Source organism: Floccifex sp., assembly GCF_051873495.1.
Taxonomy (GTDB): domain Bacteria; phylum Bacillota_I; class Bacilli_A; order Erysipelotrichales; family Erysipelotrichaceae; genus Floccifex.
The window spans coordinates 18,710-32,190 of record NZ_JBJEEX010000096.1; the positions used below are offsets into that span (position 1 = coordinate 18,710).

At 30.5% G+C, this 13,481-nt stretch carries 14 protein-coding genes; 7 read left to right on the forward strand and 7 right to left on the reverse strand.

Annotated features, from left to right (window positions below):
• Positions 1-30 precede the first annotated feature (30 nt).
• From ACI313_RS05690 to ACI313_RS05700, 3 genes are read left to right on the forward strand one after another with little or no spacing between them, the layout of a single operon-like run.
• The gene (locus ACI313_RS05690) at positions 31-666 is read left to right on the forward strand and encodes a hypothetical protein (protein ID WP_320607904.1); all 636 of its coding nucleotides are present in this window, start codon (positions 31-33) and stop codon (positions 664-666) included.
• 12 nt (positions 667-678) lie between these two features.
• A complete protein-coding gene (locus tag ACI313_RS05695) occupies positions 679-2,712 on the forward strand; it encodes a BglG family transcription antiterminator (RefSeq protein ID WP_320104461.1) in 2,034 nt (677 codons plus the stop codon).
• 45 nt (positions 2,713-2,757) lie between these two features.
• A complete protein-coding gene (locus ACI313_RS05700; RefSeq protein ID WP_439755513.1) occupies positions 2,758-3,396 on the forward strand; it encodes an SPFH domain-containing protein in 639 nt (212 codons plus the stop codon).
• 24 nt (positions 3,397-3,420) lie between these two features.
• On the opposite strand, the gene ACI313_RS05705 is transcribed toward ACI313_RS05700, so the two are convergent.
• From ACI313_RS05705 to trhA, 4 genes are read right to left on the reverse strand one after another with little or no spacing between them, the layout of a single operon-like run.
• Positions 3,421-3,702: a PD-(D/E)XK nuclease domain-containing protein gene (locus tag ACI313_RS05705; protein WP_320607914.1), complete on the reverse strand. Its 282-nt coding sequence runs from the start codon at positions 3,700-3,702 to the stop codon at positions 3,421-3,423.
• A 3-nt stretch (positions 3,703-3,705) separates the two neighbouring features.
• Positions 3,706-4,974, reverse strand: coding sequence for an AAA family ATPase (locus ACI313_RS05710; protein ID WP_439755514.1), 1,269 nt, complete (start codon positions 4,972-4,974; stop codon positions 3,706-3,708).
• 48 nt (positions 4,975-5,022) lie between these two features.
• Positions 5,023-5,376 (reverse strand): rhodanese-like domain-containing protein, encoded by a 354-nt coding sequence (locus ACI313_RS05715; protein ID WP_320607907.1) that lies wholly within the window; start codon positions 5,374-5,376, stop codon positions 5,023-5,025.
• 42 nt (positions 5,377-5,418) lie between these two features.
• A complete protein-coding gene (trhA, locus tag ACI313_RS05720; protein ID WP_320607908.1) occupies positions 5,419-6,075 on the reverse strand; it encodes a PAQR family membrane homeostasis protein TrhA in 657 nt (218 codons plus the stop codon).
• A gap of 79 nt (positions 6,076-6,154) precedes the next feature.
• Between trhA and ACI313_RS05725 the strand changes: the two genes are divergently transcribed.
• From ACI313_RS05725 to ACI313_RS05735, 3 genes are all read left to right on the forward strand, one after another.
• Positions 6,155-6,613, forward strand: a complete 459-nt coding sequence (locus ACI313_RS05725; RefSeq protein ID WP_320607909.1) for a divergent PAP2 family protein — start codon at positions 6,155-6,157, stop codon at positions 6,611-6,613.
• 96 nt (positions 6,614-6,709) lie between these two features.
• Positions 6,710-7,171 (forward strand): MarR family winged helix-turn-helix transcriptional regulator, encoded by a 462-nt coding sequence (locus tag ACI313_RS05730; protein ID WP_320607910.1) that lies wholly within the window; start codon positions 6,710-6,712, stop codon positions 7,169-7,171.
• A complete protein-coding gene (locus tag ACI313_RS05735) occupies positions 7,158-8,489 on the forward strand; it encodes a citrate/2-methylcitrate synthase (RefSeq protein ID WP_320607911.1) in 1,332 nt (443 codons plus the stop codon). Before ACI313_RS05730 ends, ACI313_RS05735 begins: the two co-directional genes overlap by 14 nt.
• Positions 8,490-8,787: 298 nt before the next feature.
• Here ACI313_RS05735 and ACI313_RS05740 read toward each other — a convergent pair whose 3' ends face one another.
• Positions 8,788-9,144 (reverse strand): hypothetical protein, encoded by a 357-nt coding sequence (locus tag ACI313_RS05740; protein ID WP_320607912.1) that lies wholly within the window; start codon positions 9,142-9,144, stop codon positions 8,788-8,790.
• Positions 9,145-9,333: 189 nt separating this feature from the next.
• Complete coding sequence (locus ACI313_RS05745; RefSeq protein ID WP_439755515.1) at positions 9,334-10,290, reverse strand: type I phosphomannose isomerase catalytic subunit; 957 nt, start codon at positions 10,288-10,290, stop codon at positions 9,334-9,336.
• Between the two features lie 218 nt (positions 10,291-10,508).
• Here ACI313_RS05745 and ACI313_RS05750 point away from each other — a divergent pair, with 218 nt between their 5' ends.
• On the forward strand, positions 10,509-11,981 hold the full coding sequence (locus tag ACI313_RS05750; RefSeq protein ID WP_320104466.1) for an alanine/glycine:cation symporter family protein: 1,473 nt from the start codon (positions 10,509-10,511) through the stop codon (positions 11,979-11,981).
• A gap of 246 nt (positions 11,982-12,227) precedes the next feature.
• Here the strand turns inward: ACI313_RS05750 and ACI313_RS05755 are convergent, their stop codons facing one another.
• A complete protein-coding gene (locus ACI313_RS05755; protein ID WP_320607752.1) occupies positions 12,228-13,196 on the reverse strand; it encodes a hypothetical protein in 969 nt (322 codons plus the stop codon).
• Positions 13,197-13,481 lie beyond the last annotated feature (285 nt).

Sequence of the window (13,481 nt, forward strand, 5' to 3'; positions counted from 1 at the left end):
TTATATAAAATATAGAGGAGGATATACCGTATGGATATATTATGGATGCTCGTTTTATTAACAGTTATATTGATTGCAATTGCTATTCCTTTCGTTGTACGAAGCTTTGTTTGGAACAGTATTATTAAGAAAATGCAAAAAGGAAATTTCAAAGAAGCTTTGCACCAGATGGAAACTAGTTCACTATATAAATTATTCTTTTCTGAATATGAAAGAAAATACAACTTCCTTCGTGCATATATTTCATCTAAAGATGATAAAAAAGTGAAATCAACTTGCACAGAACTACTTCACATGAACTTAAATCATAAACAAGCTTATCAAGTAAGTAGTTTAACGTTCTTTTATTTTTTAGAAGCTCAAGATAAAGAAATGTGTGATAAATTATTGGATCATATTGAATTTTCTGGTGATCAAGATGAAATTGCCTATGATAAAATGCTTTATCGTATTTTAATTGAAAATAAATCAGAAGACATTGAATTTCTTCAGAATTTATTGAAAGATAAAACAGAAAAAGAAGATCAAGGAATGCTTCAATATTTAATTGGTGTGCAATATATGTATTTAAATGATACAAAAAATGCCAATTTATATTTAAATAAAGCAAAAAATAATTTAAAAGGAACACCTTATCACAAAAAAATTAAAGATTTATTAGCGTAAGGAGGCGTTCACATGGCTATTAATTATAATCTCGATAAAAGATGTATGGAAATATTAAATATTATTATGTATACATCTGGATACTTAAAAATCCAAGACTTAGCAGATGAACTACAAGTGTCTAAGCGTAGTGTATACTATGATATTTCCAAAATAAATGAATGGTTAGAAGCCAATGATATTGATCCTTTAACTCAAGAAAGAGGAAAAGGATTGTTCATCAATAAACAACAAGCCAATTTAATTCAAAGAGCATTGAATACCCAAAACAATGACACTTATCAAATCTATACACCTGATGAACGAATGATGATTATTATTTGTCACATTATTATTCGTTCTCATCCTTTATACATAGACGACTTTATTCGTGAATGCCAAGTTAGTCGAAATACCATTATTAATGATTTAAAAAGTGCCGATAATTTATTATCAAAATATAACCTAGAACTAACATATGATATTAAATCTGGTTATCGAATTACGGGTGATATCATTAAAAAACGTGCTTTATTCTTTATGATTTTTCCAAATCAATTATGGAACTATCAAGAAAAGAATCAATTATTTGAATTAGATGATAAAAAAGTAAAACATAATTTATGTTTATTAAAAGAAATTGAGGCAAAACTAGAAGCTGAATACGTTACTGGTATTCTTCCTTCCTTAGCTATCTTTATTTCCAGTATTGAAAATCGTAATGATGAAATTAATTTTAGTGACATGGATGTGGAAGAAATTGTCGAAACGAAAGAATATCAATATGTTCATCAATATTTTCCTAACTTAAAAAATAGTGAACAAATTTATATTTCTTTACATTTATTAGGTAGTCGACTACAAACCATTCCTGTTAATGTCATGAAAGAACATGGTGAAACCTATGTCATGGCTAAGAATTTAGTAAAGGAATTTGAACGTATTTCTTGTTTCTATTACGATCAGGAAGAAGAATTAATCAATGCGATTTCAGCGCATTTAAAAACATCTTTATATCGTTATCGTTATGGAATTCAATTAGGAAATCCAATGTTAGATAGTATTAAAACCGAATATGAAGATTTATTTTATTTAACAAAAAAAGCTTGTATTTCTATGCAGAATCAATTGGATTGTTTGATTTCTGATGCGGAAGTTGCGTATTTAACACTTCATTTTGGAGCATTCATGCCACAAAAGAAACGCAATCAAGAAGCATTTCGTATTTTAATTATTTGTCCAAATGGAATTGGAACAGGTAATATGTTACGACAAGAAGTTGCCAACTTAGTTCCTCAGGCAACGGAAATTACTAATTTACCATTAAGTAGTTATACACCAGACCATGATTTTGATGTTGTCATTTCCACTGTTGTTCTAGTCAATGAAAAGCGTTTAATCGTGGTTCATCCGATTTTAACAGACCAAGATCGTGTTGCCATTCTTCGTAATTGCATGTCAACGGAACCAAGAGCGAAGATGCAGATAGATGATATTATTCAAATTGCGAAAAACTATATTGCCCCTGATCAAATTGACAATTTTAAAAAGAATCTACAAGAATATTATTCTTCTTTACAAGTCAATAAAGTCTACAACAAGAAACAAGGCAATAGTCTTATTAATTATCTAAATCCAAAGCACATTGTATGTGTCAAAAATATAGTCGATTGGGAACAAGCCATTCGCTTGTCTTGTGAACCATTAATTGAAGATGATTCAATTACCCAAGAATATGTCGACTCCATTATTGAAGATCAACGCGATAAAGGTCTTCATATGTTCCTTGCGGATGATTTAGTTCTCGCTCATACCGCTATTGAAAAAGGAGTTAAGCGTTTGGATGTTTCCCTAGCAACATTTAAAAAACCGGTTTACTTTCCAAATGGCAAACAGGCACGTATCATAATTGTTTTATGTGCAGAAGACAAAACAAAGCACTTTGGCATCTTAAATGATGTTTTGGAAATCTTCTCCAAGAAGAAAAGTATCGAACAGATTGTTAATCTTGATTCCAGTCAATCTGTGCATCGATATATTGAAAACTCTCTCACAAAGGAAAAGTAGTGGCTTAAAGTCACTATTTTTCTTTTTTTGTGATACATTATTTATATGGAAGATAAATTATTAAAATCATACAACGGCTATATTGTTTTATTTTTAACTATTATTGGATATATTTTAGCCTTTATTTCTTTTATATTTTCAATCATACACTTTAATATTTTTGTTTTAGTGATTTCTATTCTCTACTTAACAACTGCTTGGATATTGTTTATGGGACTTCATAGTTTAAAACCAAATCAAGCTCTTGTTTTTACTTGTTTTGGTTCTTATGTTGGAACAAGGAAAGAAGAAGGTTTCTTTTTTATCAATCCCTTTGCTCGTGGATATAATCCAAGTCGTAAAACAAATATGGAAGATCAAACGAAATCAAAGAAATTATCGTTAAAAGTTTGTTCGTATTGTATTGATAAATTAGTTGTTAATGATTGTGAAAATACCCCATTAGAAATTGAAATACAAGTTCTATGGCAAATAAAAGATTGTGCGAAAACGATATTTAACGTCGAAAACTATCGTACTTATTTTATGCAAAGTTGTATTGTTTCTATACAAGAGATAATCATGCATAGTTCATATCCAAATATTGATGTAGTAAAAATCAAAGACCATCTTCAAAATATCTTAAATATAACTGGAATTGAAGTTTTAAGTGTATCAATTTTATCCATTAAAAAAACTTTGTAGTTCACTTTAAAAGTGACTACAAAGTTAGGCAAAACGTGCAATTTTACATTGATGAACTTTACTCTTTTTATCATAGCTTATAGAAACCAATAATAAGTTGTCCAAATATTTTTCCAATCCTTTTCTATAGTTTCTTTCTTTAATCTGCTCAATACCAGATTCTACACTATCATTGACTTTGAGTTCTACAATCATTGCTGGCTTATCCGTTTTTGGTATAAACACAAGATTGGCATAGCCTTTTCCTGTAGGAAATTCTCTAGTAATTGTGTAATATTCTTTTGCTGTAATGTACGCAAGAGAAATTGTCTACGATAAAGCATTTTCATCATTATATTGTAGAATACTTGTCTCATAATGACTATCTTGGATATATTGAGCAACTTTATCTGCTTCCATATTCCATGTAGCCTCTAATAATGCATTTGATTGTTGAAATAAACGCGTTACTACGTCCCAATTTGAATTCTTGATAGAAGTAATAAATGTATCTTTTACTTCATTATTTGGAATATATACACACTCATTTTCATAACCTAGATATCCAAGATGAATCAACAATGTTAAAACATCGTCTTTACTATGAAAACTTGTCATATCATTTTGGAATGATAATGTGTCGACTTTTTTACGTTGTCCTGTTAAAAGTGAGACAACTGTATCTTTTAAACCATCAAAATTCAAATCAATATATGTTTTTAGTGCTTCATAATTTTCTGTTTGCGACCAATAATTACTGAACTTTCTATCTTGAATGGCCGCTACTACACTTCTAGGAGAATATACAGAAATACCGCCTTCTAACTTATATCCATCATACCATTCTTGCATTAAAGTATAATCCACGGCATATTCTTTGCATAAATCTTGAACTTCATATTGTGTAAAACCCATGAAATTCGAATATCCCCGTTGTTCAATCATACTAATTTCATCAAACATATTTAAATCACTATGTGTTCCATACTTTTTAATTGGTAAAATACCTGTCATGTAACATAGTTCAACATAACTTTGATCTTTTAATAAATCTCTTAAAAAATCAAGATACTTTCTCTGTGATCGTTCATCTTCTTTATATTCTCTAAAAATACAATCCCATTCATCAATAATAAAAATAAATTGCTGCTTAGTTTGCTCATAAATGTCTTGTAAAGAAAATGAAAAATTAGAGTCATCAAAATAATCAATATTATGGAATTCTTTTTTTAAGTCTCTTATCACTCTTAACGAAATTAATTGTATCAAGTTTTCAATAGAATTCGATTTACTTAAAAAATTCTGTATATTCAAATGAATCACATTGTGTTTATTAATATGTTCTTCATACATTTCCGTTTCTGAAATTTTTAGTCCATTAAACAAAATATGGGAATCGCAACCTTTCGAAAAATAGGCACTTAGCATATTGGCATCCGTACTTTTTCCAAATCGTCTTGGTCGAGAAATACAAATATACTTATTTCTTGAAGTCGCAAATCTATATAATTTATCAATCAACATCGATTTATCTACATATATCTCTTTACAAACAGCTTCCCTAAAATCATTATGATTAGGATTTACGTAAATACCCATATTTTCACCTACTTTCTTCTTTATAATTATAGCATAAGACACTACAAATTATTGTACAATCACATAAGGCCAATCTTGTATTCCACCTAAGTCATATACATTCTTATATCCCATTTTGACCAATAACTGACTCGCTTTTTTAGAGCGATTTCCACTTCTACAATAAACAAGTATGCATGCATCTTTGTCTTCTTTAAATGTTTCAATTGAATCTAAGGGAACATTGATAGCCCCTGGAATATAACCAGATTCATATTCTTCTAATGTTCTTACGTCTAGTAAAATACATTCTTCTGTTTCTAATAGTTCTATTGCTTGTTTGGGCGTGATGTTTTGATATCCTGTATTTGTAGTGCATCCAACAACAAGAAATAGAAACAAACATAATATTATTTTTTTCATATACCTTCTCCACTAAAAAAAGATAATTACTTGAATTACCTTTTATAAAAAATAGAAAATTGCGATCATGTGACAAATACTAGCTAGCAAAATAAATATATGCCAAGTAAAGTGAAAGAATCGTTTTTGTGGTTTACTATAGAAAAATGTTCCGGCTGTATACAATAAACCTCCTGCTACAATCAAAGCTAGAAAAACTGGACTTCCTTTCTTTAATAAAGTCGGAAGAATTAAAATAGCTAACCAGCCCATAACCATATAAATGCACATTGACAATTTAGGATGTGCTTTACTGGAAATGGATTTTAATAGAATTCCAAATATAGCCATAACCCATTCAATAGCTAATACAACATATCCTACCCAATTATGAATTAAAGACAAACAAATAGGAGTATAAGTACCTGCAATAGCCAATAAAATCATAATATGATCAATTTTACGGAATACATATTTGTGCGTTGTTTCATGTGGCATTGAATGATAAAGACAAGAGCCCATGAACATAAAGATCATACATATAATATAGATGGAAATACCCGTAGCGTGTAAAGCACCTTGTTGGATGTATGCTCGAATGGCATAATATGGTAATGCAAACAACAATAACAGTCCCATAACACCATGGCTAATACAATTTCCTACTTCTTCCCCAAATCCTAGTGGGTATACTTGTTTCATACTTTCTTTATTTTCCATGTGTTCATTATATACCTTATTTAAAAGTAATACAAAAATAAGGACAACATGATATAATAAAAACACGAAAGGAGGATCTATGCCTGATTCTGTTTATTTACTCGTTGCTTCCTTAATTAGTAACCTGATTGCTCAAGTATCAAAAATGTTTGTGTATTATTATCGTACTGGTGAATGGGATTTAGAACAAGTGCTTGCCAGTGGTGGTTTTCCGAGTTCGCATAGTTCAACCGTTACTACCTTAAGTGTTGCAGTTGGTTTACAACATGGATTTGATTCTTCTTTATTTGCGATTACTTGTGTCTTTTCTTTTATTGTGATGTACGATGCTTGTCATGTTCGTTACTATACTGGAAAAAATATTGAATTAACGCAACAGCTTATCAAAGATTTAAAAACAATCACCAATTTGCGTTTTGATGATCCGATTTATCATGAAAAACTTAAAACAATTTTAGGGCACAAATTAATTGAGGTTGTAGGTGGTTTCTTTTTGGGAATCGCCGTTGCCTTTGCGCTTTGGCCTATCTTTTATTAAACACGATTTTTCGTGTTTTTTTTTGTTATGAATTGACTTTTAAAATTAAATACTTCAAAATGAAATTATTCAATTTTGAACTAATAGGAGGTTTGTATGCAGAAGGAATTTGTGAATACGGTAAATAAATTAATAATTGATCAATATTATGAAAATCAAAATGAAATTCGTGATTTCTTTGATCGTACAACAATGAATGAATACGTTGCATTAAAAGAAATCTCAAATCATTGTCCAGGTGATAAAATCTACTTAAAAGATTTAGCGGATGCCATGCAAATTTCATATCAAAAGTTATCGGAAATCATTGCACCTTTATCCGATAAAGGCTATGTGACTTGGACGCATGATGGACATGGTGAAAATGGAACGTATCTTATCATTACCCAAGATGGTTTAGACTTATTAGAATCACAAGAAGCTTACTTAAAAGATTTTTATAGTCGTGTAATTCAAATCTATGGAAAAGATAAATTATTTCAGTTATTATCATTAATAAAAGAATTACAGGATGTAGTCAAAGAACAGACAGGAGGAAAAAACAATGGACAGAAATAAATTAAATGAATATGCTTTAAAACAAGAACCAATTTGTCGTGAAAACGATATGATTTCCCCCATTTTATTTAAAGAATACGGTGTAAAAAAAGGATTACGTGATGAAAATGGAAAAGGTGTTTTAACCGGATTAACAAATATTTCCAAAATCATTTCATCCACGACCGTAAATGGTAAAAAAGAGCCTTGTGATGGTCAGTTGTGGTATCGTGGATATCGTGTTGAAACTTTAATCAATAGTTTAGATGAAAATGAATTTGGCTATGAAAAGATTGCGTACTTATTATTAATGGGACAACTTCCTACCAATGAACAATTGAAAGAATTCAAACAAATGTTAGGAGAATGTCGTAAACTTCCTACTAACTTTACGCGTGATGTTATTATGAAAGCACCTAGCGATGATATTATGAATTCCATGACGAAAAGTATCTTAACGCTAGCGAGTTATGATCCAAATGTAAAAGATACAAGCATTTCGAATGTTCTTCGTCAGTGTATTCAATTAATTGCAGAATTCCCTCTTTTGGCAATCTATGGATACAATGCCTATAATCACTATGAAAAATACGAAAGTATGTTTATTCATCATCCGGATCCAAATTTATCAACGGCCGAAAATATTTTAATGCTCCTTCGTCCGGATAAAAAATACACGCAAACCGAAGCAAAAGTATTAGATACCGCTTTAATTCTTCATATGGAACATGGTGGAGGAAACAACTCTACTTTTACAACTCGTGTTGTTACTTCTTCTGGTTCTGATACATATGCTACGATTTGTGCAGCTATGTCTAGTCTAAAGGGTCCAAAACATGGAGGGGCAAACTTCAAAGTTATGGAAATGATGGATGATATTCGTCATCATGTAAGTGACTACAGCAATGAAGAGGAAGTACAAGCGTATTTAGAGAAAATTGTTGATAAAGAAGCTTTTGATAGAAAGGGATTAATCTATGGAATGGGACATGCGGTTTATTCTATTAGTGATCCTCGTGAACGCATTTTTAAATCATATGTGGTACAATTAGCGAAAGAAAAAGGCAAAGACGATGACTTAACGCTTTATCAAAACGTTGAAAAACTAGCTCCTGTGGTTATTGCCAATAAGCGTAAAATTTATAAAGGAGTTTCTCCTAATGTCGATTTTTATTCTGGATTTGTTTATGATATGTTAGGAATTCCTCAAGAACTATATACTGCAATGTTTGCGATTGCTCGTATTGTTGGATGGTCAGCTCATCGTATTGAAGAATTAATTTGTATGGATAAAATTATTCGTCCGGCTTATATGAGTATTATGGAATCAAAAGAATAGTCAAGGTACTATTCTTTTTTTGTTAGCGTATACATAAAAGTTGATAACGTTTTCATTAAATGTAATCGTTTTCGAAATTTGACATCTATTTTTTTCATGTTTTAATGGATTCATAAGGAATTGTTTCCTTATTTATAGTACATATTATGAAATTATATAGATGGAAAGGAGAACGTATATGTTTGTATTAACATCCGTAGTCGGTTTAACTTTTATGATTTGTTTAGGAGGATTTGTTAGTCATTTATTTGACGAATGCCTATAAACACACAAAAAAGAAGGCAGCTGCCTTCTTTTTTTATGGTCTAAATGTGTGGTAAATGATGACAACCCGACTGTTTTCATCAAAACGCTGGTTTTGTTTAAAGTTTGCTTTCCCATCAATAGAAACTTGTTCCACTGCTCCGTCATGAACAAACACTCCAAAGGTCAAATCTTTTTGTTCGAGTAAGACAATATCTTTAAATCCATAAGCCTCAAATTCATCAAATACTTCTTCATAATTTCGATGATAGTATTGAGATGCATCACTGGGAACACGGATTCTTTTAACATTGGGATCCAATTGACGATTGAGTTCTTGCATACCTTTATCAACAGTATCAACTGCTGTTTCACATATTTTTCTAACACTTCTTAATAAATCATTTTTCATAATTAAAGTGTATTAAAATCAATGTAAAATATCAAGTTTGTTTAATCTTAATAATTTTATTCATATATAATCACATTATTTAACATAATTATAATATATTTTTAACAAATGATTATTATAGTATATTGCCATCAAAGGAAAACTTTGATATCTTCATACTCTCTTCTCAAAAAATGAAAAGACTCGTGATTATTCATAAGTCTTTTCTTTATTTCGATAACTAGCTAAAAAGATATCCATTTCTCCTTCTAATTGAAGCCAACCAAAATCATGCGGAACTAATATTGTCTCTCCTTGTTCAATACAAATTCCATTGATAGTTCCCCTTCCTTTTACACAAGTTAGAAAACAGAAATTAGGATGTAAAAATTGTCCTGCTTCTTTTACTTGTAGGCGCATTAATGTATACAATCCTGGTTCATCCCAATAACGAGTCACTTGAATTCCTAGTTCATCTACACTTGGAAACATTTGAAATTCTATTAATTTATCGGGAATATTAACATTTTCATAGACTTCTTCAATTTGAATAGGACGTTTTTGATTGGTTGATGGATCAATACGATCATAATCATATAAGCGAAGTGTACAATCGGCGTTTCTAGAAATATTATATGTGAGTACACCAGTCCCGATGGCATGTAGTGTACCTGAAGGAATATTAATAAATCCATCTTTCACTACTTTTAAGTATCTAAGTAGTTTATCCCATTCATGGTTTCTACTCCAAGTTATAAATTCTTCTTTTGTCTTAGCGTAATGTCCAAATTCAATGGTTCCTTGTTCAATAGTATCTAATATAACCCATGCCTCTGGTTTTCCTCTTCCACCATTATATTTTCGGGCAAAGTCATCATCGGGATGAATTTGAATCGATAAGTCATCCGATGGGTCTAGAATATTTACCCGAATTGGTAATTCATTGGTTTCACAGTGAAACCAATCGGGTTTGTTTTCATATAATTCACTTAGAGTACAATTCATTTCAGGTATAAAACAATCGGCATGGTTCTTTAAGGCAACAATATTATAAACTTCTCCTAAAGGAGCTACATTCGTTACATAGTGGAATTCTTCCATTAAGCGTTTGGATCCTCCCCACATTCTTGGTTCATAGTAAGGATTTACTTTAACTATTTTTTTCATATTCTTCCTCGCTTTTTCTTTAGTATATCTTATATTTTAAAAAATTATATATGTTATATCATTTTAATTATGAAACCAAATTAATTTATTTGAAATCAAAATATACTTGTCATAAAAACAAATATATGATATCTTTTGACCATTAAGTGTGAACACTTGTTTATATTTCATAATCAATATAGACAATCATACTCTAAAGACACCACTAGGAGGGTATTATGAACGTTTTAAAAAACATTAATGATTTAGTAAATGGTTTTGTATGGGGACCACTGGGATTGAGTTTATTGTTTTTAGTTGGTGTCTGGATGACACTGGTCAATAAAGGATTTCAGATTACGCATTTTAAACATTGGATCAAACAAACAATTGGAGCCATTTTTAAAGATGAAAGTGTTCGCGCTCATACTCATAAACACGATAAACAAATTAGTCAGTTTCAAAGCTTATGTACAGCTCTTGCCGCAACCATTGGAACCGGAAACATTGTAGGTGTTTCCAGTGCCATTATCAGTGGTGGACCTGGTGCCATATTCTGGATGTGGGTTATGTCAATATTAGGAATGATGACCAATTATTCGGAAAACGTATTAGGAATTTATTATCGTATTAAAAACAAAAAAGGGGAATGGTCTGGTGGTGCTATGTATTATCTAGCCAATGGCCTTGGTTCTAAAAAAGGATTAAAATCACTTGGAAAAATATTAGCTATTTTATTTAGTTTATTTTGTGTTCTTGCCAGTTTTGGAATCGGAAACATTGCCCAAGTTAATTCCATTTCTGGTAACCTCTATACTGCTTTTCATATTCCTACCTTTATTACTGGTATTTTACTTGTGTTTTTAGTTGGTATTGTAGTTGTTGGCGGAATTAAACGTGTTGCTTCTGTTACTGAAAAATTAGTACCTGCTATGGCCATTATTTATATTGTCGGTGCATTAATTGTTGTTTTCTATAACATTCAATTGGTTCCTTCAGCTTTTAAAGCTATTTTTAAAGGCGCTTTTGGTCTACAATCTATTAAAGGTGGAATCATTGGTTTTACCATTAAACAAGCTGTTGTCTGGGGATTTAAACGAGGGGCTTTTTCCAATGAAGCCGGTTTAGGATCCTCGGTTATGGTTCATTCTAGTTCCAATGTCAAAGAACCTGTGCAACAAGGAATGTGGGGAATCTTTGAAGTCTTTGCCGATACAATTGTGGTTTGTACTTTAACGGCATTAGTTGTTTTGACAAGTGGATTCTTTGATTTAAATACGGGCATGCAGATTGTTGAAGTATCCGCTAGTAGTGTAGTTGGACAAGCGTTTGGAAATGTATTCGGAACAATTGGTCCTATGTTTATTGCCGTAGCCATTTTAATGTTTGCCTTCTCCACGGTATTGGGATGGTCACATTATGGATCAAAGAGTGTAGAATATTTACTTGGTGAAAAATTTGTCTTTGTTTATCAGCTTTTATTTTGTGGAATGTCTTTTTTCTCCGCTACAATGGATTTAACTCTAGCATGGGATTTAAGTGATACTTTTAATGGACTGATGATGATTCCCAATTTAATTGGGGTTCTTGTTTGTTCTTCAACTGTTAAACAAATTACCCAAAACTATATTGATCGTACCTTTAAACATAAAGATATTAAGCCAATGTATTCGGCTTATGATAGTATTCAAAAACAACAGGAAGAAGCTTAACCACTTCTTCCTTTTTTAATACCAGTTTTTCCACTTTTATTTATTTTTATATTGTTTATTGTATAGTATAAGTGAAAAGAAAAGAGGACAAACCAATGGGAACATAAAAAAAGTCTATATTATATACATACCGAATATAGACTAAAAAAATAAAAGGTATTCAACATAGATCAATCAGAAAGGAGTACACATGAATAGATTCATCTCTTAAAAGGTCTCAGCGTTAGTGATAACAGTTGGGACCTTTTAAATTGTCTTACAATTTTTATCAACCCATTCTTTCATTAAAATACAATCTTTTTCATCAAATGATACAAATAACTTATTTCCTTCTACTTTATAAATCAATCCTTGACCGTATGTTGGATGTTCAATAATCGTATCAAGGTAATTGATTTCTTCTTTTTGTTCTTGTTCTAAAATAAAATAATCCCCTGCTAGTTCACTCGAACAATCCCAGGCGTCTTTAATAATGAATCCATTTGATTGTTTCACTAAAACCGTAATATGGTTTTTACCGGCATATAATAATATAGGTCCTGACTCGTCTTTTATTTTTTCACAGAATTGTAATACATTTAAACGATATGGAAGATGTTTGTGTTTTATAAAGTGGTATTGTTTTAATACCTTTTCAACAACATCTACATGATTTAAGTGAAGCTGATTCATTTTATATCCATAACCCGCTAAAACATCTAGTGTTTCATGCCAGTTTAATTTTAAAGCAATCGATAAAGCTCGTATACTACAGTCTTGTACTAAATTCCCAAAGGGATTGGAATTAGTAAAAGTAAAATTAGAATTCATATAAGTATTGTGGTTTTTAATGCTTTGTCTTTGGTATCCTCTTTTAAAGTCTTTTAAATAAATTTCATATTCTTCAAAAGGATCCAAATACTTAGGATTCACAATTCCATATAATACTAATTCATCTTCTTGGATCATGGCATAGAAATGATTTTGTCGTTTGACAATGGCATAGCCTTTAAATTGTGAAGCGACATTATATGTATATCCTGTTTCATGTAATAAACACTTCATATTTTTTTCATCTTCACTTGGGCCATTTCCATAGGTATGAAGAATCATAATATATTGTCCATAGACTTGTTTCCATGTCAGGTGTTCTAAAATAGCTAAGGCATTTAATAGTTCAAATAAAGGTGTTTCTTCTTTAATTTTGGGATTAATTGTTTTATATATGAATTTCATGGTATTTATTATATCAGTTTTATCTTTATTAACAATTTTTTTATCTTTTCTCACATATTTTTCCAAAATTTTAAGAAATTTATTTGATATCTTTACGTTATTATATAGACAACAAAGGAAATCACATATAATATCTGCTAATAAGTCCTTTGTGAAACATAATATATTTATCTCTCTTCTCTAAAAGAAAGAGCACAACCTAGGTTGTGCTCTTTCTTTTTACTAAAACGAAGATAAACATACTTAATGTCATACATAATCCTAAATCAATTTTGATAAAGAAAT

Coding starts and splice junctions, on each gene's coding strand:
- ACI313_RS05690 (WP_320607904.1), top strand. CDS start 31: ATGGATATATTATGGATGCTCGTTTTATTAACAGTTATATTGATTGCA.
- ACI313_RS05695 (WP_320104461.1), top strand. CDS start 679: ATGGCTATTAATTATAATCTCGATAAAAGATGTATGGAAATATTAAAT.
- ACI313_RS05700 (WP_439755513.1), top strand. CDS start 2,758: ATGGAAGATAAATTATTAAAATCATACAACGGCTATATTGTTTTATTT.
- ACI313_RS05710 (WP_439755514.1), bottom strand. CDS start 4,974: ATGGGTATTTACGTAAATCCTAATCATAATGATTTTAGGGAAGCTGTT.
- ACI313_RS05715 (WP_320607907.1), bottom strand. CDS start 5,376: ATGAAAAAAATAATATTATGTTTGTTTCTATTTCTTGTTGTTGGATGC.
- trhA (WP_320607908.1), bottom strand. CDS start 6,075: ATGGAAAATAAAGAAAGTATGAAACAAGTATACCCACTAGGATTTGGG.
- ACI313_RS05725 (WP_320607909.1), top strand. CDS start 6,155: ATGCCTGATTCTGTTTATTTACTCGTTGCTTCCTTAATTAGTAACCTG.
- ACI313_RS05730 (WP_320607910.1), top strand. CDS start 6,710: ATGCAGAAGGAATTTGTGAATACGGTAAATAAATTAATAATTGATCAA.
- ACI313_RS05735 (WP_320607911.1), top strand. CDS start 7,158: ATGGACAGAAATAAATTAAATGAATATGCTTTAAAACAAGAACCAATT.
- ACI313_RS05740 (WP_320607912.1), bottom strand. CDS start 9,144: ATGAAAAATGATTTATTAAGAAGTGTTAGAAAAATATGTGAAACAGCA.
- ACI313_RS05745 (WP_439755515.1), bottom strand. CDS start 10,290: ATGAAAAAAATAGTTAAAGTAAATCCTTACTATGAACCAAGAATGTGG.
- ACI313_RS05750 (WP_320104466.1), top strand. CDS start 10,509: ATGAACGTTTTAAAAAACATTAATGATTTAGTAAATGGTTTTGTATGG.
- ACI313_RS05755 (WP_320607752.1), bottom strand. CDS start 13,196: ATGAAATTCATATATAAAACAATTAATCCCAAAATTAAAGAAGAAACA.